This window comes from Paraprevotella clara YIT 11840, from assembly GCF_000233955.1.
Taxonomy (GTDB): Bacteria; Bacteroidota; Bacteroidia; order Bacteroidales; family Bacteroidaceae; genus Paraprevotella; species Paraprevotella clara.
On record NZ_JH376608.1, the window covers coordinates 1,468 to 25,212 of the forward strand.

Annotated in this window: 18 protein-coding genes and 2 tRNA genes (1 of these 20 only partly in view); 12 read left to right on the top strand and 8 right to left on the bottom strand. The window is 50.4% G+C overall.

What is annotated here, in order from left to right; genetic code table 11:
- Positions 1–38, bottom strand: a tRNA-OTHER gene (locus HMPREF9441_RS18390); it reaches 67 nt to the left of the window's first position.
- 39 nt (positions 39–77) lie between these two features.
- A tRNA-Gln gene (locus HMPREF9441_RS11080) sits at positions 78–148 on the bottom strand.
- Between the two features lie 259 nt (positions 149–407).
- Here HMPREF9441_RS11080 and rsfS point away from each other — a divergent pair.
- The 3 genes from rsfS to HMPREF9441_RS11095 are packed head-to-tail and all read left to right on the top strand — an operon-like array spanning position 408 to position 3,721.
- Entirely contained in the window at positions 408–767 is a 360-nt protein-coding gene (gene rsfS / locus HMPREF9441_RS11085) for a ribosome silencing factor (RefSeq protein WP_008621167.1), read from the top strand.
- Between the two features lie 18 nt (positions 768–785).
- Complete coding sequence (ftsH, locus tag HMPREF9441_RS11090; RefSeq protein ID WP_008621168.1) at positions 786–2,873, top strand: ATP-dependent zinc metalloprotease FtsH; 2,088 nt, start codon at positions 786–788, stop codon at positions 2,871–2,873.
- The gene (locus tag HMPREF9441_RS11095) at positions 2,870–3,721 is read left to right on the top strand and encodes a phosphatidate cytidylyltransferase (RefSeq protein ID WP_008621169.1); all 852 of its coding nucleotides are present in this window, start codon (positions 2,870–2,872) and stop codon (positions 3,719–3,721) included. Before ftsH ends, HMPREF9441_RS11095 begins: the two co-directional genes overlap by 4 nt.
- Before the next feature lie 111 nt (positions 3,722–3,832).
- On the opposite strand, the gene lpxB is transcribed toward HMPREF9441_RS11095, so the two are convergent.
- Together lpxB and surE are read right to left on the bottom strand one after the other, a co-directional pair.
- Complete coding sequence (gene lpxB, locus HMPREF9441_RS11100; RefSeq protein WP_008621170.1) at positions 3,833–5,008, bottom strand: lipid-A-disaccharide synthase; 1,176 nt, start codon at positions 5,006–5,008, stop codon at positions 3,833–3,835.
- Complete coding sequence (surE, locus tag HMPREF9441_RS11105; RefSeq protein ID WP_008621172.1) at positions 5,005–5,781, bottom strand: 5'/3'-nucleotidase SurE; 777 nt, start codon at positions 5,779–5,781, stop codon at positions 5,005–5,007. Before surE ends, lpxB begins: the two co-directional genes overlap by 4 nt.
- Positions 5,782–5,987: 206 nt before the next feature.
- Between surE and HMPREF9441_RS11110 the strand changes: the two genes are divergently transcribed.
- The 5 genes from HMPREF9441_RS11110 to HMPREF9441_RS11135 are packed head-to-tail and all read left to right on the top strand — an operon-like array spanning position 5,988 to position 12,069.
- Positions 5,988–6,752 carry a ParA family protein gene (locus HMPREF9441_RS11110; protein WP_008621174.1) on the top strand — a complete coding sequence of 255 codons (765 nt, stop codon included), beginning with the start codon at positions 5,988–5,990 and terminating at the stop codon, positions 6,750–6,752.
- Positions 6,753–6,763: 11 nt separating this feature from the next.
- Positions 6,764–7,657: a ParB/RepB/Spo0J family partition protein gene (locus HMPREF9441_RS11115; RefSeq protein WP_008621176.1), complete on the top strand. Its 894-nt coding sequence runs from the start codon at positions 6,764–6,766 to the stop codon at positions 7,655–7,657.
- The gene (locus HMPREF9441_RS19070; protein WP_244949737.1) at positions 7,654–8,493 is read left to right on the top strand and encodes a DUF5683 domain-containing protein; all 840 of its coding nucleotides are present in this window, start codon (positions 7,654–7,656) and stop codon (positions 8,491–8,493) included. Before HMPREF9441_RS11115 ends, HMPREF9441_RS19070 begins: the two co-directional genes overlap by 4 nt.
- A gap of 3 nt (positions 8,494–8,496) precedes the next feature.
- Entirely contained in the window at positions 8,497–9,783 is a 1,287-nt protein-coding gene (locus HMPREF9441_RS11130; protein ID WP_008621181.1) for a lytic transglycosylase domain-containing protein, read from the top strand.
- A gap of 30 nt (positions 9,784–9,813) precedes the next feature.
- Complete coding sequence (locus HMPREF9441_RS11135) at positions 9,814–12,069, top strand: RelA/SpoT family protein (protein WP_008621183.1); 2,256 nt, start codon at positions 9,814–9,816, stop codon at positions 12,067–12,069.
- A 31-nt stretch (positions 12,070–12,100) separates the two neighbouring features.
- On the opposite strand, the gene HMPREF9441_RS11140 is transcribed toward HMPREF9441_RS11135, so the two are convergent.
- A complete protein-coding gene (locus HMPREF9441_RS11140) occupies positions 12,101–12,448 on the bottom strand; it encodes a MerR family transcriptional regulator (RefSeq protein WP_008621186.1) in 348 nt (115 codons plus the stop codon).
- A 110-nt stretch (positions 12,449–12,558) separates the two neighbouring features.
- On the opposite strand from HMPREF9441_RS11140, the gene alaS reads away from it, so the two are divergent.
- A complete protein-coding gene (gene alaS, locus HMPREF9441_RS11145; RefSeq protein ID WP_008621187.1) occupies positions 12,559–15,174 on the top strand; it encodes an alanine--tRNA ligase in 2,616 nt (871 codons plus the stop codon).
- A 320-nt stretch (positions 15,175–15,494) separates the two neighbouring features.
- Here the strand turns inward: alaS and HMPREF9441_RS11150 are convergent, their stop codons facing one another.
- Entirely contained in the window at positions 15,495–16,931 is a 1,437-nt protein-coding gene (locus HMPREF9441_RS11150; protein WP_008621190.1) for an ATP-dependent DNA helicase, read from the bottom strand.
- Between the two features lie 96 nt (positions 16,932–17,027).
- Here HMPREF9441_RS11150 and HMPREF9441_RS11155 point away from each other — a divergent pair, with 96 nt between their 5' ends.
- The 3 genes from HMPREF9441_RS11155 to HMPREF9441_RS11165 are packed head-to-tail and all read left to right on the top strand — an operon-like array spanning position 17,028 to position 19,067.
- Positions 17,028–17,702 (top strand): hypothetical protein, encoded by a 675-nt coding sequence (locus tag HMPREF9441_RS11155; protein WP_008621192.1) that lies wholly within the window; start codon positions 17,028–17,030, stop codon positions 17,700–17,702.
- On the top strand, positions 17,683–18,498 hold the full coding sequence (locus HMPREF9441_RS11160) for a DUF3822 family protein (RefSeq protein WP_008621194.1): 816 nt from the start codon (positions 17,683–17,685) through the stop codon (positions 18,496–18,498). The genes HMPREF9441_RS11155 and HMPREF9441_RS11160 overlap by 20 nt, the downstream gene beginning before the upstream one ends.
- A gap of 14 nt (positions 18,499–18,512) precedes the next feature.
- On the top strand, positions 18,513–19,067 hold the full coding sequence (locus HMPREF9441_RS11165) for an RsmD family RNA methyltransferase (protein ID WP_008621196.1): 555 nt from the start codon (positions 18,513–18,515) through the stop codon (positions 19,065–19,067).
- Here HMPREF9441_RS11165 and cls read toward each other — a convergent pair.
- A complete protein-coding gene (gene cls, locus HMPREF9441_RS11170) occupies positions 19,039–20,505 on the bottom strand; it encodes a cardiolipin synthase (RefSeq protein WP_008621198.1) in 1,467 nt (488 codons plus the stop codon). The genes HMPREF9441_RS11165 and cls overlap by 29 nt on opposite strands.
- Before the next feature lie 163 nt (positions 20,506–20,668).
- Positions 20,669–23,650, bottom strand: a complete 2,982-nt coding sequence (locus HMPREF9441_RS11175; protein WP_008621199.1) for a TonB-dependent receptor — start codon at positions 23,648–23,650, stop codon at positions 20,669–20,671.
- Positions 23,651–23,745: the final 95 nt, after the last annotated feature.

Below are 23,745 nucleotides of genomic sequence, written 5' to 3' on the forward strand. Positions count from 1 at the left end.
GACCAGAATCTGTTGTGTTACCATTACACCATAGTCCAATCTTCCGCAAAAATCAGGTGCCACCGACACCCTTTCCGTTGGGCTACCAGGATTCGAACCTGGAAAAACAGGACCAGAATCTGTTGTGTTACCATTACACCATAGCCCATTGTCCTTTTTGCGACTGCAAATTTAGCGACTTATTTTCGAACCCACAAATTTTTATTCCCTTTTTTCGTAGGGAAGCCGCCGTGTCCATAAAAATCTTCCTCTACGATGGTCTCTCTCTGTTTCCGGACGAACCGCCAGGCACAAACCGGATTATATTATCTAAAAAAGATAAAAAGCAAAGGGTTTTGAGCCTAAAAATTGGAATGATAACATATTATATACTATCTTTGCCCGACAAATTATGTATGAATTAACGCATGAACGAAACGCAACAATTAGTAAATGCCATCACGGAAGGCATACAGGACAAGAAAGGAAAGAACATCGTCGTAGCCGACTTGACGAACATAGGTGACACCATCTGCCAATATTTCATCATCTGCCAAGGAAATTCGCCCTCACAGGTGCAGGCGATAGCGGAATCCATCGGGGAATCCGCACGGCTTAAGGCGCACGCCAAACCTGTAGCCGTGGACGGGTTGAGAAACGCCGAGTGGGTGGCAATGGATTACACGGACATCATCGTACATGTTTTCTTGCCGCAAACACGCGACTTTTACGACATCGAACACTTATGGGCAGACGCACAACTGACTTCTCTTCCCGACATTGACTAAACTCACCTTAAAAACATTATGAACGAAAAAGAAAACAAAAATAAAATGCCGCGGTTCAACATGAACTGGATTTACGGCATTATCATTGTGATATTGGTGTATCTCTTCTTTACGGGTACGGGTGGAAGTTCCTCTAAAACGGTGGACTACACGCAGTTCGAACAATACGTAAAAAGCGGTTATGCCTCTAAAATCATTGCGCAAAAAGACAAGGGGGTATTGGAAATGTATGTGTCGAAAGAACATTTGAAAGATGTGTTCGGCACGGACGACTTCAAGAAAATAGGAACGGTTCCGATGGTCACCGTGGAATATGCCTCCAACGAAAAACTGATGGACCTCGTGGATGAAGCCCGGGCGAACAACAATTTCAAGGGAAACTTGCGCTTCGAACAGAGCAACGACTTCATGAGCAATATCTTCTGGAACTTCTTCCCCTTGCTCTTCATTATCGCCATCTGGGTATTCATCATGAGACGGATGGGCGGCGGAAGCCCTACGGGCGGAAGCGTGTTCAACGTCGGTAAAAGCAAAGCCAAACTGATTGAGAAAGGAGAAGCCACGAGAGTGACTTTCAAAGACGTGGCCGGACAGGCCGGTGCCAAAATGGAGGTGGAGGAAATCGTGGAGTTCCTCAAAAATCCGAAGAAGTTCACCGACCTCGGAGGTAAAATACCCAAAGGTGCTTTGCTGGTAGGTCCTCCGGGAACGGGTAAGACGTTATTGGCCAAGGCTGTAGCCGGAGAGGCTAACGTCCCGTTTTTCTCTCTTTCCGGTTCCGATTTCGTAGAAATGTTCGTAGGCGTGGGAGCCAGCCGTGTGCGTGACCTGTTCCGCCAGGCTAAGGAAAAGGCTCCGTGTATCATCTTCATCGACGAAATCGACGCCGTGGGACGTGCACGCGGCAAGAACCCGGCCATGGGAGGCAATGACGAACGGGAAAACACATTGAACCAGTTGCTGACCGAGATGGACGGTTTCGGCACCAACAGCGGTGTCATCATTCTGGCAGCCACCAACCGGGTGGACATTCTGGACAAAGCCTTGTTGCGTGCCGGACGTTTCGACCGGCAGATACACGTGGACTTGCCGGACCTGAATGAACGGAAAGCCGTATTCAAAGTCCATCTCCGTCCGGTGAAAACGGACAGCACGGTAGACATTGACTTGTTGGCCCGTCAAACGCCCGGTTTCTCCGGTGCCGATATCGCCAACGTATGCAACGAAGCAGCCCTGATTGCAGCCCGGCATGGTAAAAAGGCCGTAGGCAAAGAAGATTTCCTCAGTGCTGTAGACCGCATTATCGGAGGACTGGAGAAACAGACCAAAGTCATGACGGTGGAAGAAAAACAGACCATAGCCTTGCACGAAGCGGGACATGCCACCATTTCCTGGTTCCTGCAATATGCCAACCCGCTGATTAAAGTGACCATCGTGCCGCGCGGACGTGCACTGGGAGCCGCCTGGTATCTGCCCGAAGAACGACAGATTACGACCAAAGAGCAGATGCTTGACGAAATGTGTGCTACATTGGGTGGCCGGGCCGCCGAAGAATTATTCACGGGACACATATCTTCCGGAGCGTTGAACGACCTGGAACGCGTGACCAAACAGGCTTACAGCATGATTGCCTATCTGGGTATGAGTGAACGATTGCCGAACCTCTGTTATTACAACAACGACGAATACAACTTTACGAAGCCTTATTCCGACCAGACCGCACAACTGATTGACGAGGAAGTGAAGCACATGATTGCCGAACAATACGAACGGGCCAAATCTTTGTTACGCGAACATCAGGACGGGCATGCGGAATTGGCAAAAGTGTTGGTGGAGCGCGAAGTGATTTTCGCCGAAGACGTGGAGAAGATTTTCGGCAAACGGCCGTGGACCAGCCGTACGGAAGAGTTGCTTAGCATGAACGAAGAACTCCCGGGAGACGAGATGGCCCAGGAGTCTGACGAGCAAAAAGAAGAACAGGGTGCGCTAGCCTCGGACGAGCAACCGACGGAAGCGTCGGCCGAACATCCTACGGAAGCCACGGCACAAGCATCCGATCACGAGGCCGAGAAACCGCAAGACACACAAGCCCCTAAAGAAAAATGACCGATAAAATAAAGAATTTATGTCTCCGTACAGCCACCGGTATCGCTTTCGTAACGGTACTGGTGGGTGGTATTTTATGGAGTAACGTCACATTCACCCTGCTCTTTGCCGTGATAACGGGTCTGAGCGTATGGGAGTTTTGCCAAGTGGTGAACCGACGGGCCGATGTACAAACCAATGCGGTGATTTGTACGGTGGCCGGGATTTACCTTTTTTTAGCCGTTTCGGGCTTTTGCAGCAATCTTACTCCTTCCGGGGTATTCATCCCGTATCTGTTGTCAGTGGTGTACCTGTTGGTCAGTGAACTTTACCTGAAAAGCGAACATGCACTGAACAACTGGGCCTATACCATGATGAGCCAGATGTACGTGGCCCTGCCGTTTGCGTCGCTCAATATCCTGGCTTACCAACCCGAAGCGTCTTACAGCATCGGTGTGGCCTATGCGGGCATGCTTCCGTTGTCCGTATTCGTATTCCTTTGGGCCAGCGACTCCGGAGCTTACTGTTTCGGTTCGCTTTTCGGTCGTCACAAACTGTTCCCGCGCATCTCTCCGAACAAGTCGTGGGAGGGTTCCGTCGGAGGAGGATTGGTCGCCGTGGCCGCTTCACAGATTTTTGCCTGTTTCGAACCGTCGCTCGACAGATGGGAATGGTTGGGACTGGCGCTCACGGTAGTAATATTCGGTACGTGGGGCGACCTTGTGGAAAGCCTTCTGAAACGGCAGTTGCAAATCAAAGACAGCGGCAATATCCTGCCGGGACATGGAGGGATGCTCGACCGTTTTGACAGTTCGTTACTGGCCATTCCGGCTTCTGTCATCTACCTCTACACCCTTACCTTATTATAATAAGGAGAAAAAGACAACCCGGCCATGACGGGGCCATACCTGATACAAGAAACGGGAACCATTCGCTCAAAGCAACGGTTCCCGCTCTTTCATTATCCATACAGGTCTGTCTTAACGACAGCTATCGGAAGTGGCTCTCCGTCCCACGCCACGCTTCAACAGACGAAGCATGAGACTTGCCGCCTTCGCGGGCGCACCGGTATCTCCTAACTTGACAGCCATCTCTTCATAGCCCTGCAACATGGCCGTGCGTCCGTTTCCGCCGGGCAGAATCCGAGAAAGTTCCTCCCGTATATTCCCCACGCTCATCCCGTCGGCCACCAACTCCCTGACCACTTCTCGCCCGGCGACCAGATTGACCAGCGAAATATAACGGACTTTCAGGATATGCCGACGTAAGAAAGAAACCAGTTTGCCACAGGCCGTATAATAACACACCACTTGGGGCACCCGGAAAAGGGCTGTCTCCAACGTGGCCGTCCCGGACGTGACCAAAGCTGCGCAGGCGTGGTGCAATATACGATAGGTCTGGCCGTACAGGATTTTCACACGGCTGCCCCGTAACACTTTTCCATAAAATTCAGGGTCTATATTAGGAGCTGCCGCCAACACCAACTCATACTGCCCCTCATAAACGGAAGCTGCTTCTACCATCATGGGCAAGTTGTCTTTGATTTCCTGTTTACGGCTCCCGGCCAACAAAGCCAAGACGGGCTTGCCCTCCAGGCCGTTGTCTTCCGCAAAACGTCCGAAGTCTTTTTCGTTTTCCCTTTTGTAAGCCTCCACTTCGTCCAATGTAGGGTTACCCACATAGTGAATAGGATAATGATGCTTCCCCTCAAAGAAATCCACTTCAAACGGAAGGATGGAAAAAAGCTCGTCCACATCGCGTTTGATATTCTTGATACGATACTCCTTCCATGCCCATATCTTGGGAGAGATATAGTAATATACCGGTATGGGACTATGCGCATGCACGAATTCCGCCACAGACAAGTTGAAACCGGGATAATCCACCAGAATCAACACATCGGGATTCCATTCCAACACGTCCCGTTTGCACGCCTTCATGTTGTGCAGTATCGTACGCAGATGGAGCAACACGGGAATAAACCCCATATAGGCCAATTCTTTATAATGCCGAACCAAAGTCCCGCCTTGCGCCTTCATCAGGTCTCCTCCCAAAAAGCGGAAATCCGCTTCGGCATCCCGGGCTTTCAGTTCTTTCATCAGATGAGACGCATGCAAATCCCCACTGGCCTCACCGACAATCAGATAATATTTCATAAAACTTCCAAGTCTTTGAGTCCGTCCATGGCCTGATAAGCCGTCACGTCCACCGTGACGGGAGTTACCGCCACATAGCCGTGCGCCAAAGCCCACGCATCCGTATCCGTACACTCCGGTTCCTTGTTGGTATACTCGCCGGTGAGCCAAAAATATTTTCCACCCCGAGGATGGTCGGCTGCATACAACTCGTTGGACCACATCCCACGGGCCATCCTGCATATCTTCGTCCCACGGTAACCCTGTCCCGACGGTCGGGGAAAGTTTACATTCAGACATACCCCTGCTGGCAATCCCGTTTTCAACACACGCTCCACAATGCCTCGCACGTATGGGACGGTAGGAGAAAAATCAGCATCCGCATCGAAATCGCACAAGGAAAAACCGATAGACGGGATGCCTTTCATGCAGCCTTCCAACACCACACCCATCGTCCCCGAATAATGTACGTTGACAGAAGAATTGTCCCCATGGTTGATGCCACTGACCACCACATCCGGCTTACGGCCGGTTTCCATTTCAAGTGCCAGTTTCACACAGTCTACCGGTGTCCCGCTACACGCACAGACTTTTATGCCCGGACGCACAGCCACGACGCGATAACGTAAAGGGTCGTGTGACGTAATCGCACACGCGGAACCGGAACGGGCACTGTCCGGCGCCATTACAAGAATATCTCCCAAGGGAGACAACATATCTATTAATTCGTTCAATCCTTTTGCCTGTACTCCATCATCGTTCGAGAGTAGGATAAGCGGCCTCATGTCGTTCATTTTCACCTATATTTGTTTCCACAAAAGTACGAAAAAAGGTTTAAAAGCTCAGTGCTTTCACCGAAAAACATTATCTTTGCGGCATGATGTTCCTCGCAGTTATTAACAATATAGTCGAGTTTTCAACAATTTAACGTTTCTATCTGCATTCTCTAAAGCGCAGTAGTCAGGAATACGTTACTTTTGTGCAAACCAAATATTAGGATATGGGAAAGATTATTGCTTTAGCAAATCAGAAAGGAGGGGTCGGAAAGACCACGACTTCGATGAATCTGGCCGCCTCTTTAGCGACATTGGAAAAAAAGGTCTTGCTTGTCGATGCGGATCCTCAGGCCAATGCGTCTTCCGGTTTGGGAGTAGACGTATCTGAAATAGACTGCTCTATCTATGAATGTATCATCGATCACGCAGATCCGCGCGATGCCATTTATACTACGGATATCGAGGGATTGGACATCATTCCTTCTCACATCGATTTGGTCGGTGCGGAAATAGAAATGCTGAACCTTCCCAACCGGGAAAAAGTGCTGACGGGTATCCTTTCCCCCATGAAGAGCGAATACGATTACATTTTGATAGATTGTTCCCCTTCATTAGGCCTCATCACCGTAAACGCATTGACGGCAGCCGATGCCGTAATCATCCCGGTCCAGTGTGAATATTTCGCATTGGAAGGTATCAGCAAACTTCTCAATACGATCAAGATTATCAAATCCAAGCTCAATCCGTCTTTGGAAATCGAAGGTTTCTTGCTGACCATGTATGACAGCCGCCTGCGTCTGGCCAACCAGATTTATGATGAGGTAAAAAAGCATTTCCAGGAATTAGTCTTCAAAACCGTCATCCAACGGAACGTCAAACTCAGCGAAGCCCCAAGCCACGGTCTTCCGGTTATCCTTTACGACACGGACTCCACAGGTTCCAAGAACCATTTGGCTTTGGCGAAAGAAATTATTGAAAAAGACAAATAACAGAAAAAAGAATGGCTGTACACAAGAAATACCCTGCTTTAGGACGAGGACTGGACGCCCTGATTTCCACCAAGGAAGTTCACACGGACGGTTCCTCTACCATCAATGAAATCGAACTGGACAAGATTTCTCCGAATCCCAACCAGCCGAGAAGGGATTTTGACCCTGAAAGTCTGCGCGAGTTGGCCGACTCCATTGCGGAAATCGGCATCGTACAACCCATCACACTCCGCAAGATGGAAGACGACACGTTTCAGATTATCGCCGGAGAACGGCGCTGGAGAGCTTCCAAACAAGCCGGCCTGCACACCATCCCGGCATACATACGTACGGCAGATGACGAGAATGTCATGGAAATGGCCTTGATAGAGAACATCCAACGCGAAGACCTGAATTCGGTGGAGATCGCACTGGCCTACCAACATCTTATCGAACAATACAACCTGACGCAAGAGAAATTGAGTGAACGCATCGGTAAAAACCGCTCTACCATCACGAACTACCTGCGTCTGCTCCGTTTGCCCGCTCCTATTCAGATGGCTTTGCAAAACAAAGACATCGACATGGGACACGCACGCGCTTTACTTGCTTTGGATAACCCTACACTGCAAATCAAACTATTCCAGCAAATCATTCAGGAGAACCTTTCCGTCCGGAAGGTAGAAGAAATGGTCAAAGCTCTCACGGAGGGCGAAAGCGTAAAAAGCGGAGGTAAAAAAATCACACCGAAGGGAGCACGTCTTCCCGAAGAATACAACGTTTTGAAACAAAGTCTATCTAAATTCTTTCAAGCCAAAGTACAACTCACTTGCTCGGATAAAGGCAAGGGTAAAATCAGCATTCCGTTTGCGAATGAAGAAGAATTGGAACGTATTATCGAACTGTTTGACCGTTTAAAAAGTTGAAGTGTATTAAACTCTTATATCGTCATTCACTCATCCTGCTCGGCATCTTGTTCATGCACGGCGGGATGTCTTCAGTTTGGGGACAAACGTCTCCGGCAGCAGACAGTATACCTGCCGTACACGATTCCGTGCCCACCGCAGTACCCTTGCTTGCCGACACGTTGGCCGTTACGGCCAAAGACAGCATTCCACCCGTTATCACCGAAACGCCCCCCACGCCCGGCGACAGTTTGCCGTCCGCAGGAACGTTGACGGACACCACAGCAACCGCATTGGATTCCACTGCCATCGGCCTGAAAAGCGATTCATTGCTCCGCCACACGCCCTCTTTTATGGAAAAGCGTTTCATTCCCAATCCACAGCGTGCCCTATGGTTATCCCTGATTATTCCGGGAGCCGGACAGATTTACAACCGCAAACTGTGGAAGATACCTATTGTCTACGGCGGTTTTTTAGGTTGCCTCTATGCCCTGACGTGGAACAACCAGATGTATGGCGACTATTCACAAGCCTATCTGGATATTATGGATGACGACCCCAACACGAAGAGTTACGAAAATATGCTCCCGTTGAATTACAGCATTGCAGGCCGGGAAGACCAATACAAAGAAATATTCAAGAACAAAAAGAACTATTACCGCAAGTACCGGGACATGAGTATATTCGCCATGATAGCCGTATATCTGCTGTCGGTAGTAGACGCATACGTGGACGCGGAACTCTCGTCTTTCGACATTTCCAAAGATTTGGGTTTGCGAATCGAACCGGCCGTCTTTAATTTTGGAGGGCGGGGACGGGAGGCTTCGGTAGGCGTCCAATGTAATTTAAACTTTTAAACCATGATGAAGAAAATCGGATTATTCTGTATAGCAGCTTTATTGGCTACAGGGATGAAAGCACAAAACGACATCACCGTACACGACGACCAGACGGGAAAAGACGAAGTGATCGGCCTCCCGGAAGGTATGACCTATGAAATAGACAGCCTGTTGCAAGAATGGAACACCAAGAACTATCTGGGAGTGGATGAGAAATGCGAAAGTTCGGACGAGAATCCGCAATACAGCAAGGAGGAATACATCTCGCGACTCAACCGCCTGCCCAACGTCATAGAAATGCCCTATAACGAGGTGGTACGGAAATTCATCGACCAATATTGTACACGGCTGAGACGCTCCGTATCTTACATGCTGGCAGCCAATAATTTCTATGTACCCATATTCGAGGAAGCATTGGAAAGTTACCAGTTACCCTTGGAACTGAAATACCTGCCGGTCATCGAGTCCGCCCTCAACCCCGGAGCCACCTCCCGGGTCGGTGCAGCCGGATTGTGGCAATTCATGATTTCTACCGGTAAAGTGTACGGCCTCGATGTCAATAGTCTGATAGACGAACGTCGTGACCCCATCAAATCCTCGTATGCAGCCGCACATTACCTGCAAGACCTTTATCAGATTTTCGGCGACTGGACTTTGGTCATTGCTGCCTACAACTGCGGGCCGGCCAACGTAAACAAGGCCATCCGACGCGCAGGGGGAAGCAGGGATTATTGGCAAATCTATCCTTATCTTCCGCAGGAAACAAGAGGTTACGTACCGGCTTTTATTGCCGCCAATTACGTCATGAACTATTATTGCGAACATAATATATGCCCGATGACCACCACGTTGCCTCCCAGCACGGACACCATCATCGTTGACCGCGACGTGCATTTCGACCAAATCGTAGCTGTATGCAACGTCAAGGCGGAAGAAGTCAAAGCCCTTAATCCGCAATACCGTACGGGACTTATTCCGGGCGCCAAAAAAAGCTGCATTCTCCGTCTGCCTACCCACGGTATCAGCGCGTTCATTGCGGCCGGAGATTCCGTTTACACCTATAAGTCGGACGAACTGTTCACCAACCGTAGCGAAGTGGCTGTAAGCCAATCTGCAAAAAAATCATCTGCTACACGTTCACGCAGCAGCAAGAGCAGCCGCAGCAAATCGAGAACCCATACCATACGTTCGGGAGAGACTCTCTCGACGATTGCGAAACGTTACGGAACGACCGTATCCAAACTCAAACGCCTCAACGGTATAAAAGGTACAAGCATACGAGCCGGGAAAAAACTGAAAGTCAGATAAAACAGTCGCAAAAGACAAAAGGAGGTGACCATGGAAGATTCTGCCAAAAAACAACTTGACGAAGAGAAAATGGTAAATGATGCTTTTCAGCATCTGATAAATACTTATTTGGCGTCACGCCACCGCAAAAAGGTGGAAATCATTACCAAGGCTTTTAATTTTGCCAAACAAGCCCACAAAGGAGTGCGCCGCCTTTCCGGCGAACCTTACATCATGCATCCGCTGGCCGTAGCCCAAATCGTATGCAGCGAAATCGGCTTGGGTTCTACCTCCATCTGTGCCGCCTTGCTCCACGACGTGGTAGAAGACACTGACTACACCGTGGAAGACGTCTCCAACATTTTCGGTCCTAAAATCGCTCAAATCGTAGACGGGCTTACGAAAATATCGGGAGGCATCTTCGGCGACAAGGCGTCTGCCCAGGCCGAGTCTTTCAAGAAACTGTTGCTGACCATGAGCGACGACATCCGGGTGATTCTCATCAAGATTTCCGACCGGTTGCATAATATGCGTACGTTAGGCTCGCAGCCCCCCAACAAACAATATAAGATAGCAGGGGAAACTCTTTATATTTATGCGCCGCTGGCCAACCGTCTCGGACTGAACAAAATCAAAGAAGAACTGGAAGACCTGAGTTTCCGGTACGAGCATCCTGAGGAATACCAGCAAATTATCGACAAACTGGCACAAACCCGCGCCCATCGTGAAACCCTCTTTGAAGATTTCACGCGCCCCATCCGCGAGGCATTGGATAAAATGGGGCTTACCTATACCATCAAAGCACGCATCAAAACACCTTATTCCATTTGGTGCAAGATGCAAAACAAGCATATCGAGTTCGAAGAAGTCTACGATATCCTGGCCGTAAGAATCATCTTCGAACCGCAAAGGGCAGAAGACGAAATCAGCGAATGTTTCCGCATCTACGTGTGTGCCAGCCGTATATACAAGCCGCATCCCGAACGGTTGCGCGATTGGCTGACTCACCCGAAAGCCAATGGCTACCAAGCTCTGCATGTCACGCTCATGAGTAAGACGGGCCAATGGATAGAAGTGCAAATCCGCTCCACAAGAATGGACGAGATGGCAGAGCAAGGATTTGCCGCTCATTGGAAATATAAAGAAGGCAGCAAAACGACAGCAGACAGCGAAGACGAACTGGAAAAATGGCTCCACACCATCAAAGAAATCCTGGACGACCCACAGCCGAACGCCTTGGACTTCCTCGATGCCATCAAGTTGAACCTCTACGCCTCGGAAATCTTCGTAGTTACGCCCAAAGGGGAGTTCAAGACGATGCCGGCCGACTGCACGGCACTCGATTTTGCATTCAGTATCCACACGTTTCTCGGCAGCCATTGCATCGGTGCGAAGGTGAATCATAAATTGGTACCGCTCAGCCACAAATTACAAAGCGGCGACCAAGTGGAAATCCTGACCTCGAAAACCCAACGGGTACAGAAAGAGTGGATCAACTTCGCCACCACAGCCAAGGCCAAAAACAAGATACAAGCCATCCTGCGCCGCGAAGAACGCGAGCTGCAAAAGCAAGGAGAAGAGATACTTAACGAATTCTTCGAAAAAGCAGAGGTTGAACCCAACAGCATGAACATCGACAAACTATGCGACTTGCACCGCATCAAGTTCCGCGAAGAACTCTTCCAGGCCATAGGCAGCAAAAACGTCGTGTTGGGCACGGCCGACTTGAATGTGCTTCATGAGAAACAAGGGAACAAGGGCAACAGTTGGACACATTTCATCCCCTTCCTGAAGAAGAAGTCTCCTTCTTCAAAAACAAAAGAGAAACCGACCACGGAACAACCCATCTCCATAGATCGGAAAAAAACAGTGGTTCTGAACGAAGAAAACATTCAGAATTTCATCATTGCGGAATGTTGCCACCCCATCCCGGGCGACGATGTGTTGGGATATATCGACAGCGACAAGCACATTTACATTCACAAACGCCAATGCCCAGTGGCCGCCAAACTCAAGACCAGCGACGGCAATCATATTCTCGCGGTTACGTGGGACGTACATAAAACGCTGTTCTTCCCCGCCACCATCAAAGCCAGCGGCATCGACAATGTAGGAATCCTGCACGAAATGACGGGCATACTGTCCAACCAGTTCAACATCAACATCCACAAACTGTCCGTCACGACGAAAGACGGCATATTCGATTGCGAAATACAATTGGGAGTGCACGACGTGGAAGACGTCAAAAAAATCTGCAACAAACTGAAGAACATGATCGGCGTGGAAGAAGTGACCCGGATAGACTGAGACAATCCCGGCCACACACTACAGAAAGGAATCAGACCAAACCGTCTAATTCCTTTTTTATTTGCATCAACTCCTCGCGGACGGCTTGCAGGCGGCCGACAATCTCCATATTCCGCTCCACTTCTCCCTTGCTGTTCCGCAAAGCCTTGCGGGCGGCCGCCAGCTTCATGCCTTTCACCTTGACCAAATGGTGAATCAGGCGTACTTGTTCGATGTCCTCCTGCGAGTACTGCCGGATGTTCCGTCCCGATTTTTTAGGGGTTATCGTGGGGAATTCTTTCTCCCAGTAGCGCAGCAAAGTCTCGGATACCCCCAGCATTTCCGCCACTTCTCCAATGGAATAATAAAGTTTCAACTCCTTATTCGGATTCAGTGCCATAATTCAACTCTTTTTCCGTTCGTTTCCAGTCATTTCCTTGCAAAAGTAGGCAAAACGGCCTATCTTTGCAAAACTTTTTGGAAAATAGTAACGCATAAAATAAAAATCAAATGACTGCAAACGAAATCCGCGACTCGTTCGTCAAGTTCTTCGAGTCCAAGGGGCACCTCATTGTCCCGTCCGCGCCGATGGTCATCAAAGACGACCCGACGCTGATGTTTACCAATGCGGGCATGAACCAGTTCAAAGACATCATCCTGGGCAACCGTCCCGCCACGAGCAAACGTTGCACCGATTCGCAGAAATGCCTCCGTGTCAGCGGCAAGCACAACGATTTGGAAGAAGTAGGCCATGACACTTACCACCATACCATGTTCGAAATGCTCGGCAACTGGAGCTTCGGCGACTACTTCAAGAAAGAAGCCATCGAATGGGCTTGGGAATATCTGGTAGACGTGTTGAAGATCGACAAGTCCAACCTATATGCCACCGTCTTCGAAGGTTCACCCGAAGAAGGACTTGAACGCGACAACGAAGCGGCTTCTTATTGGGAGAAGTTCCTCCCGGCCGACCACATCATCAACGGCAACAAGCACGACAACTTTTGGGAAATGGGTGCCACGGGCCCCTGCGGCCCGTGCTCCGAAATCCATATCGACCTGCGTCCGGAAGAAGAAAAAGCGAAAGTGCCCGGCCGCGAACTGGTGAACAAGGACAACCCGTTGGTCATCGAAATATGGAACCTCGTGTTCATGCAATACAACCGTAAGGCCGACCAGACCTTGGAACCCCTTCCGGCCAAAGTCATCGACACGGGTATGGGATTCGAACGTCTGTGCGCTGTGATGCAAGGCAAACGTTCCAATTACGACACCGACGTGTTCCAGCCTATCATCAAGGTAATCGGCGACTTGTCGGATTGCCGATACGGTGAAGACGCGAAGAAGGATGTAGCCATGCGCGTAGTGGCCGACCACTTGCGTACCATAGCTTTCTCCATCGCCGACGGCCAGTTGCCGGGCAATGCCAAAGCCGGTTACGTCATCCGCCGTATCCTGCGCCGCGCCGTACGCTATGCCTATACGTTCTTAGGCCAGAAAGAAGCTTTCATGTACAAGCTCCTGCCCGTACTCGTACAGGAAATGGGAAAATCCTACCCGGAGTTGGAAGCCCAAAAGGTGCTCATCTCCAAAGTGATGAAAGAGGAAGAAGACTCCTTCCTGCGCACCTTGGAAACCGGTATCCGCCTGCTCGACCGCGTGATGGCCGAGACGCGTGCCGCCGGGAAGACCGTCATAGACGGCGTGGAAGCCTTCACGCTGTTCGACACCTATGGTTTCCCACTCGACCTGACGGAACTCATCTGTCGTGAAAACGGCATGGCCGTGGACGAAGAGACATTCCATACGGAGATGCAGAAGCAGAAAGAACGCGCACGCAACGCCGCCGCCGTGGAAACGGGCGACTGGGTGGTCGTAAAAGAAGGAGAAACCGAGTTCAAAGGCTGGGACTATACTGAGCACGAATGCCACATCCTCCGCTACCGCAAAGTAACGCAAAAGAAACAGACGTTCTATCAAATCGTACTCGACTACACGCCGTTCTATGCCGAAATGGGCGGACAAGTGGGTGACCGCGGTGTGCTTTGTTCGGAACACGAGACCATAGAAATCGTAGACACTAAACGGGAAAACAACCTCCCGGTACATATCGCCAAGACTTTGCCTGAGCACCCCGAGGCCGACTTCATGGCCTGCGTAGACACCGATTTGCGCGCTGCCAGCGAAGCCAACCACACTTGTACGCACCTGCTCGACCAGGCCCTGCGCACGGTGTTGGGCGAACACGTGGAACAGAAAGGTTCATTGGTCACTCCGGAATACCTGCGCTTCGACTTCTCTCACTTCCAGAAAGTGACCGACGAGCAACTGCGCGAAGTGGAACGTATCGTCAATGCCAAAATCCGCGAAGACCTGCCCCTGCAAGACCATCGTGACATGCCGATAGAAAAGGCCAAGGAACTGGGGGCCATCGCGCTCTTCGGAGAGAAATACGGTGACCGGGTACGCGTCGTGCAATTCGGCGACAGCGTGGAATTCTGTGGCGGTTGCCATGCCAAATCCACCGGACGTATCGGTATGATGAAAATCCTGAGCGAGAGTTCGGTAGCTGCCGGTATCCGTCGTATTGAGGCCATCACGGGAGAAAAAGTAGAAAACATGCTTTATACCCTGCAAGACCTGACAAACGAACTGAGGACCATGTTCAACAATGCCCCGGACGTGAAAGCTGCCATCCTCAAATCCATTGAGGAAAACGCAACCCTGAAGAAGCAGATTGAAGAAAGCATGAAAGAAAAAGCCGCACAGGCCAAGGCACGTATTGTCTCGCAGGCCGCCATCGTAAACGGCGTAACGCTGTACCGTGGCATTCTCCCCATGCCTGCCGATCTCGTAAAAGACATGGCTTTCCAGCTTCGGAACGGTGCGGAAGACGCATTGGTCATCATCGGTAGCCTACACGAAGGCAAACCCATGCTGACGGCTGCGGCTTCGGACAATATGGTGAAGGCACACGGCATGAACGTAGGCAAAATCATCCGCGAAGCAGCCAAGTTGATTCAGGGCGGTGGCGGCGGACAGCCCCACTTTGCCACAGCCGGCGGCAAGAATGCCGACGGACTGAGTGCAGCCGTAGACAAATTCGTCGAACTGGCGGCATTGTAAACCGCGCCACTGTCCGGCATCGAATAGCAAGTGGGGAGGAGCATGGCTCTTCCCCACTTTTTTTCATCCCTCGCTCCGGCTTACGGGAGGATGTTGAATATCCAAGACAGTCCGTTCTTTCTCCCCTTACCCACGAGAGTTTTTATAAAAAACTGTCATACAATAACATACCATTCTCCGTACATTCCCAAATCAATCGGCTGAGAACGAAAAACGAATCTCAGCCGATTGATTTTTCGTTCTCAGCCAATTGATTTTTCATTTGCCTCATGATGGAAAATCCGTCGGAGGAGTCCATCAGAAATCCGGACAGAAGCGTTCTATCCCATCTCACTTTCCATTTGATTCGGCGGCCAGTTCACCAGATACAAAGTTTCCGTGGCCCGGGTAAAGGCCGTGTACAGCCAACGGACATAATCGGGCGTAAGCATGTCTTCCGTCACGTAACCCTGATCTACGAAGACCCGTTGCCACTGTCCGCCCTGCGCCTTATGGCAAGTCACGGCATAGGCATATTTCACTTGCAAGGCATTGAAATACGGGTCGGTTTTCAACTTCTTCAACCGTTCACGCCTCACCGTAATGTCCATATAATCCGCTTCTACGGCAAAGAACAAGGCATCGGATTGGGTTTTCGTCAAGGCCGGCGCTTCGCTCTGTAACGTATCCAGCAATACCGTCGCCTCCAACTCCACATCGTCATAATCGGGAAAGCGCAGCCACACATCGGCAAAGCGAAACCCGTACATTTCACGCGTACGCCGCACTTTCCGCACGACCGCCACGTCACCGTTGGCCAAAAAATCAAAGGGACAGTCCTTCTGTCCCGCAGTCCAGAAATAATTGTTCTTGGCCACTAATAATTGGTCGCCTCCCGTAAGCTCTTCTTCCCGCCCCAGGATACGCCCCCTTATGCCGTTATTATAAATGTTGGCCCGTTTGTTCGACCGGGTCACCACGATGGTCTGGTCCAGTCCGCACCGGCTGTAGGCTTCTTCCAAAGCTTCTATCAATTCATCTCCGGGTACACGACGGATGTCGGGAAAACCTTGGATGCGCACTTGGGGCAGGCCGGTGTACTCATCCGCTGTAATCCAATGTCTCAGGCGTGTGGCATTCCACAATATGCCGCTCTCGTCATGCTGCCGGACCACTTGCGTCAGTTCGCCTTCCCATACATGCAAGCCATATCCTTCCAATGCGCGTCGCGAGAGGGCCGGACTGAGTTCTTCCCCCACGGGAGGCAACTGTGCCGTGTCGCCCACCAACATCAAACGGCATCCCTCGCCCGAATACACGAACTGTATCAAGTCGTCCAACAAGCAACCGGAACCGAAATGCCCCACTCCGCCGGTACTCCCCGAAATCATGGAAGCCTCGTCCACAATAAATAAGGTATGTTTTTGCAGGTTGACATTCTGTAAGAAATTGTCCGTCTCATTGGAAAAAGTCTTCTGACGGTATATGCGCTTATGAATGGTAAAAGCCGGATGCCCCGCGTGCAGGGCAAAGACTTTGGACGCCCGACCCGTAGGCGCCATCAGGACGGTTTTCTGCTTCAAATCGTCCAAAGCCCTGACCAATGCACTTAGGACGGAAGTCTTGCCCGTACCGGCATATCCGCGCCACAAACAAAGCCCGTCTTTGTCCCCCGACAAAAGGAAATCTGCCGTCATGGCTATCATCTCCCGTTGCCCGTTTGTAACTTCAAAAGGGCATTTTCCCTCTATAAACCGCTCTAAATCCTTATTTATCATAAAACCGAGATAAAAAGTTCGTCGAAAAGTCGAATATTAAATTTATTTATCTTACTTTTGCGATGCGAATGTAACAAATAAAATTATAAATGTATCATGAAAAAAGCAATTAATGTCATCCTGGGCTTATGCGCAGTGGTTTTGCTTTATCTCTGCTACGAGAGCATCATGCAACCCATCCAGTTCAACAAGGAGAAGGACATACGGGAAGCAGCAGTTAAGGCACGTTTGATTCAAATCAAAGATGCGGAAGAACAGTACCGCCAGCAACATCAAGGCGAGTTCTGCGACACGCTCGACGTGCTGATCAACTTCATTAAAACGGCACGAATTCCTCACGTGACCAAGGTAGGAGAACTGAGTGACAAACAAATGGAAAGCGGGCTGACCGAATCCAAGGCTGCCGCCATTGTGAACAGCGGAGATGCCGCTGCCATCGCAGCCAACGGTTTGCAGAATTTCCGTCGCGACACGACATGGACTCCCATGGCCGAAGCCATTGTGGGTACAGACGGTAACGCAGATTCACTCAAATTCATCCCGTATAGTGACGGGCAGACTTTTGAATTGGAGAAAACCATTCACGTAGGCCGCTCCGGTGTGACTCAAAATGTGATGGAATGCCGTGCTCCTTATTCTGCTTACCTGAAAGGCCTGAGCGAACGCGAGATTTACAACCTGACAGACGCGGCTGAGAAACAAGGCCGTTATGCCGGACTGAAAATTGGTGACCTCATGACCCCGAACAACAATGCAGGAAACTGGGAATAATCAAAGTCAAACTTATAATCTGTCCATCCGCCTGCACGCGGATGGATTTTCTTTTTATAGCTACAACCCGACAAGAACGGAACCGGTAGCTATAGAAGACTATATTTATCATGAAGAAGAGAGCGTCGCGGAAACCTTGAAGAAGGCCATTGCGCAATCCGCCATAGTCCGAAAAAGGAATAACCCCGTGGTTTATGGCTTGGTGACAGGACTTTCCATGCAAGTGCCTTTAGAGTGTTTCCGGAAAGAGGAAGCCCATGCGCTCTATCGCCTGACGTACGCTCAGGAAAAAACAGGCAAAACTTATTATAATATCCTGCCTCATCTGGAAATCGCCCAGATATTTACAGTAGACCATGAAGTGGAGCGCATACTCAACCAATACTTCCCCGGTATACGGTTTTACCACAGCCATACCATGATATTGGAAAAGCTGTGGCTTTTGGCCCAACAGGACAAACGGCAATTATACGCTTATTTCGACGAAAAAGAAGTTTTCGTATTCGGCTATCGGGCACAACAATTATGTTATGCCAATACCTTTCCGGCCGACGTGGCGGACAATGCGGTCTATTTTATCCTTTCCGTATGGAAAGACCTGAAAATGGATGTACGTCAGGAGGAATGCATACTATTGGGTAACGGCAATATAAAGGATGACACAGCCCAACTCCTTGCCCGATACTTGCAGAACGTCAGAAACACGAACGCGGCCGATATTTACCGCCGTTCCACACTGGCACGGAATCAGCAGCTCCCGTTCGACCTGCTGGCTTTATGGGTCCATGTGATATAATATAAATCATCGTTATGAGAGTCATCACCGGTATATACAAGGGCAGGTATTTCGATGTCCCCCGCAGTTTCAAGGCACGTCCCACAACGGATTTTGCCAAAGAAAACCTGTTCAACGTACTCAACGGCTATCTGGATTTCGACGAAGAGCCGGAGGCTTTGGACCTCTTTGCCGGCACCGGCAGCATTACCATAGAACTGCTTTCAAGAGGGTGCGGAAAGGTGGTCTCCGTGGAGCGTGATGCCCAGCATTTCCGCTTCATCAGCCAGATTGTCGACACGCTGAAAGCCCCCAACTGCTACCTGCTACGTACCGACGTATTCCGTTATTTAGACCGGTGCAATGAACAGTTCGACTTTATCTTTGCAGATCCTCCGTATGCCTTGAAGAATCTGGAAGACCTTCCCGACCTCGTATTCCGGCACAACCTGCTGAAACCCGACGGCCTGTTCGTGCTGGAGCATGGCAAAACCAATGACTTCAGCGCCCATCCTTCTTTCAAAGAACATCGCGCATACGGAAGCGTGAACTTTTCTTTCTTCAAAGCAAAGGAGACAGCAAACGAATAGAGGATTCGGCCACACGGCACCAAATGGAGCGCGTCTCCCACGTCTCCAGATTCAACATCCGACAATGGCTCTGGTCTTCCTGAAACACTTTTTTCATGTGCAATGCCGCCTCTTTGTCGTACACAAAGGCATTTACTTCGAAATTGCGCTCAAAGCTTCTGAAATCTATGTTGGTCGACCCGCAGGACATCAACGTATCATCGCACACCAACGTCTTGGAGTGCAGGAAACCCTTCTGATAAAGGTACACCCTCACTCCGGCGCGAATCACGTCGTGAAGGAACGAACGCGAGGCCCACGTCAGAAATCGCTTATCCGTGCGCTCCGGTATCATCAAACGCACGTCCACTCCCGCCAGGGCAGCCGTTTGCAATGCAAACAACATACGCTCCGTAGGCATGAAATAAGGGCTTTGCAAGTAACAATACTGACGTGCACGCAGGAGCGCCAGAATCATTCCCTGCATGATATCCGGCCACGGTGCCGTAGGTATGGAGGTCACAATCTGTATCAAGGCATTCCGGCTCACGTAGGGTTCGCGGTCGCAGGCCATGATCTTACGGCACTCCTCTTCCCGAGGATAATAGACTTGGTCTGTAATCGTCTGCCCGGCCGCCACATACCAATCCGAAAGGAAAGCACGCTGCAAACCGCCTACAGCATTCCCCATGATGCGCACGTGCGTGTCGCGCCATACAGGCTGGTTTTTATCCACCTGATAAAAATAACGCTCCGCCAGATTCATGCCGCCCACATAGCCTATAATACCGTCGATGACCACAATCTTCCGATGATTCCGGAAATCCACCTTACTGGTAAACTTCGGAAAACGTACCGGAAGGAAAGCCGCCACCTGTATACCCTCCGCTTCCATCTGCTTGAAAAAGCGATTCTTCACGTTCCAACATCCCACGTCGTCGTACACCAACCGGACGCTCACCCCCTCACGGGCTTTGACTGCCAGAGCCTCGCGTACTAGTCGTCCCACCTTGTCGTCTTCTATGATATAAAACTCCACATGGATATGATGCCGAGCCGAGGCAATGTCGCGCAGGAGGTTATCGAGCATCTCCTCTCCGGAAATGAAGAAACGTATTTTATTGTCGGGATAAGGAAATGAGCCGCTTTGCCGACGAAACAGCTTGATCAAAGGCTTATGCTCTGCCGGAAGTTCCGGAAAACCTCCCTGATAGAAACGCACGGCCGAACGACGTGCAAGCTGACTGGCACACGCCCGGCTTACAAAATGTTCCCGTTTACGGTTTCTGCCGAAAAAGAAATAAATGACCAGCCCCACGACGGGTAAGGAAAACAACACCATCAGCCATGCCACAGTCTTCACCGGCTGACGATTTTCCAAAATCACCACCAGCATCTGGCTCAAAACTATAAACAAGTAAAAAGCACCAAGTACACTATAAATTACCACATCGAACACGTCTCAATCCGGTTTCTTTATAACAAACATACAAAAAAGTATTGAATTTCGGTTAAACATACGAAGAAAAAGTGACTTGGCTTGAAATCTCGTCACAAAAAGAAAAGCTAAAGTCCCATCGAAATGAGACCTTAGCCTTATTCATAAGCATTCCGTTTCCGACTCAAAAACGCGGACCACCGAAGCCGCCGGGTCCCCTTCTCGGTCCGCCCGGTCCGCCGTGCCTGTCCTGTCCGCCGCCCATGGCGTTGCGTCCGCCCATCAGATTGAGCTTGTAGATGAAATGCACCAACACATAACTGTTGATGGCATTGGTCCATGTGTCCGTACGCTGTGTGGCAGAAAGCGAGCGGCTGATATTGCTGCGTTCACGCAAGATGTCGTACCATTGCAGCGATACCGTGGCGGCATTCCCTTTCAGGAAGCTTTGCGAAAGCTGCGCGTTCCAAATCAACTCATCGGTATTCATGGACGCGTCGTCGTAACCACGGCGACTGCTTTGCCCGATATTCGTGGCCAAACTCATGTTCCACGGCATGTTGACTTGCACATTGCCCCCGTACGAAAAGCTGTAAGTGTCAAGATTGGCATTCTCCTGCAAATCATTACGTGCATGTTGGTAGTTGATGTTACCGTTCACGCCCACTTCAAACAAATCATTACGGAAATTGAAATTCACCCGTTCGCCAACATTGGAACTCTTCGTCGTGCTCTTTTGGCTAAGGTTCACGATTTGGTCGGAAGTCACGTTGTCGTTGATTTGCGAACCGGAACTGATGTACCCTACATCATTGGCATAACGGAAAGTTGTAAATGTGAAAAAGTTGAAGTACTTCTTCTCCCCCATCGCGGTGTTGAACATAAGCCCCGTCCAGGCATTCCAATTGCCGTTGATATTCATCGGCATGGTGGTACGCCGTCCCGAAGCCTCATCGTAAAGCACAGCCGTACTGATGCTGTTGTTGGTCATGCTCATGTTCGCATGCACCATCCATCCACGCTGCAAGTCGGGTATGTAATTGTTGTAGAACAGTTCCATGCGGTTGGTCCACGAAGGCTTCAGCCCAGGGTTACCTTTCGAGATGTTCAGCGGGTCGGAGTCGTCTGTCACGTCGAGCAAGTTCGTCATTGAGGGTTGTGAAGAACGCCCGTTATAACGCAAGCGCAACTGCCCCGTCTCGGAAAACTTGTAGCGGAAGTCTATGCGCGGTGCCCAGTTCAGCACGTTGCGCACCACGGTAGTGTCGAGGCTTCCTTTGGTATAATCCATGTAGGTCTTCTGCGGCTGCACGGAAATACCCGCGCTGAAACGCACCTTTTCCTTCCGGTAACGGAACATCACCGTAGCATCTTGATTGTGCTCCTTGTAAGTGGCATATTGGCTATTCTGGTAGTTCCGCGCCAAATCCAACCAATCCACGCCCGGGATATATTCCAAAGGATACGTCTCCAATTCCTCCTGCGTGATGACTCCTTTGGATACCAAACTGTCCAAAGAATACATGGAGCGGTCGGAATCGGAATAACGGTACTGGTAACGGTAGCTGAACTGCAAATGCGCCCCGGCAAACAAGGGTTCACTGTAGCTCAAATCCGCACTTCCGTTGTAACTCTTCGAGGGATTGACGTTATATTGGTGCATATAGGAACGGTCGTACCCTCCGCCCGGCTTGCGCTGAAGGAAATAGTTCACGTCCGAGATGTTGAACGACTTGTTGTCCGAATCGGAATAACCGCCCCGCATCCGCAAGGTAAGGTTGCGCCCCTTGCTGTTCAGCCGACGGTTCACCATCAACATCCCGTCCACGGAATAGCTTTGGCCGTCGCTATGGCTCCAACGCCGGTTGTCGTTCACCACGATGCTGTCCGACACATAATCGCGATATTGCGAAAGCGGGTCGGTCATGCCCCGTGTATAAGGGTTGTCGTTGAACGTCACACTGCTGCTCTGCCCGTCGCTGTAATTCTGCGAGAAAGAAAAGTTCGGACGGAACATGATGCGCGTCATCGTGTCCGGTGACCATTCGAGCCTGAAATTTGAATTCACGTTCGTATTGCCCGACTTGGAACGGTTCATCCTGTTGGAAAACGAACTGTTCGCCCCCGACGTAAGGAAAGATTCCGAATTGGTCGTGCTCAACTGGTCGGTACTGCTATGGCGGTAGCGCACGTTTCCGCCCACTTTCAACCGTCCGGCCTCGTTTTCCTTTTTACCGTTCTCCCAGACAAAGTCCATACCGGCATCCTTGTTGGCCACGAGACCGCCGTTGCCGCCCCAACCTCCATGGAACCCGCCGGAGAACCCACGGTCGTTCACATTGTTGGCACCTCCAAGCAACGTCAACCGCAACCTGTCGGTAAAGCGGTTCACCATGAAACGACCCGTATAGCGGTCTTCCGTACCGTATCCGAGATCTACATCCGCCAACCAGCTTTTCTTCATTTCAGGTTTCACCGAGAGGTCGATCACCGTTTCTTCTTCCCCGTCGTCGATACCCGTCATGCGCGTGTAGTCGCTCTTGCGGTCGTATGCCTTGATTTTTTCTACCATGTTGGTGGGCAAGTTCTTCATCGCCACCTTGGTGTCGTTATCGAAGAATTCCTTGCCGTCTATCATGATTTTCTTCACTTCCTTTCCGTTGATGGTGATGGTTCCGTCCTCTGAAACTTCCGCTCCCGGCAATTTCTTTACCAATTCTTCCAAGGCGGAACCTTCGGGCACACGATAGGCACCTGCATTATAGACGAAAGTGTCAGCTTTCATTTCCACCTGAGCCTGCCGGGCTGTCACCTCGACTGCATCCAACAAAGCCGCATTGGTCTGCAACTTGATCGTCCCTATAGCCATCGAAGGCTTCGAAGCCACCAACACCACATCCTTATAATAAGGCTTAAAACCGACCGACGTCACCCGGAATATATACTTTCCCGGTTTCACGCCCGGAATGGAAAACTTCCCTTCCAAATTGGAACTGGCACCTGTGACCAACGTGCTGTCCGTCGTTTTCAACAATACGGCCGAGGCCGAAAACGCAGGTTCGTTGGTATCTTCTTCAATCACCGTTCCGCTGACCGTCACCTTCTGCGCCCACGAGCACACGCTCCACACACACAGCATAAAAGCCAGCACGTTTCTCTTTTTCATTTTATATCTTCATTAATTTTTAAACGCCATACGGAAATTGGACGGACAACCCTCCCTTCGGTTTAATTCCCGGACGGCTTTTTAACAAAAAAAAA

What these genes read in the sequence shown, in the direction of transcription:
- HMPREF9441_RS11095 (WP_008621169.1), top strand. Translation starts at nt 2,870, where the DNA reads ATGACCGATAAAATAAAGAATTTATGTCTCCGTACAGCCACCGGTATC.
- rsfS (WP_008621167.1), top strand. Translation starts at nt 408, where the DNA reads ATGAACGAAACGCAACAATTAGTAAATGCCATCACGGAAGGCATACAG.
- HMPREF9441_RS11130 (WP_008621181.1), top strand. Translation starts at nt 8,497, where the DNA reads ATGATGAAGAAAATCGGATTATTCTGTATAGCAGCTTTATTGGCTACA.
- ftsH (WP_008621168.1), top strand. Translation starts at nt 786, where the DNA reads ATGAACGAAAAAGAAAACAAAAATAAAATGCCGCGGTTCAACATGAAC.
- surE (WP_008621172.1), bottom strand. Translation starts at nt 5,781, where the DNA reads ATGAACGACATGAGGCCGCTTATCCTACTCTCGAACGATGATGGAGTA.
- HMPREF9441_RS11110 (WP_008621174.1), top strand. Translation starts at nt 5,988, where the DNA reads ATGGGAAAGATTATTGCTTTAGCAAATCAGAAAGGAGGGGTCGGAAAG.
- HMPREF9441_RS11160 (WP_008621194.1), top strand. Translation starts at nt 17,683, where the DNA reads ATGCAGGAAACTGGGAATAATCAAAGTCAAACTTATAATCTGTCCATC.
- HMPREF9441_RS11165 (WP_008621196.1), top strand. Translation starts at nt 18,513, where the DNA reads ATGAGAGTCATCACCGGTATATACAAGGGCAGGTATTTCGATGTCCCC.
- lpxB (WP_008621170.1), bottom strand. Translation starts at nt 5,008, where the DNA reads ATGAAATATTATCTGATTGTCGGTGAGGCCAGTGGGGATTTGCATGCG.
- alaS (WP_008621187.1), top strand. Translation starts at nt 12,559, where the DNA reads ATGACTGCAAACGAAATCCGCGACTCGTTCGTCAAGTTCTTCGAGTCC.
- HMPREF9441_RS11115 (WP_008621176.1), top strand. Translation starts at nt 6,764, where the DNA reads ATGGCTGTACACAAGAAATACCCTGCTTTAGGACGAGGACTGGACGCC.
- HMPREF9441_RS11140 (WP_008621186.1), bottom strand. Translation starts at nt 12,448, where the DNA reads ATGGCACTGAATCCGAATAAGGAGTTGAAACTTTATTATTCCATTGGA.
- HMPREF9441_RS11155 (WP_008621192.1), top strand. Translation starts at nt 17,028, where the DNA reads ATGAAAAAAGCAATTAATGTCATCCTGGGCTTATGCGCAGTGGTTTTG.
- HMPREF9441_RS11135 (WP_008621183.1), top strand. Translation starts at nt 9,814, where the DNA reads ATGGAAGATTCTGCCAAAAAACAACTTGACGAAGAGAAAATGGTAAAT.
- HMPREF9441_RS11175 (WP_008621199.1), bottom strand. Translation starts at nt 23,650, where the DNA reads ATGAAAAAGAGAAACGTGCTGGCTTTTATGCTGTGTGTGTGGAGCGTG.
- HMPREF9441_RS11150 (WP_008621190.1), bottom strand. Translation starts at nt 16,931, where the DNA reads ATGATAAATAAGGATTTAGAGCGGTTTATAGAGGGAAAATGCCCTTTT.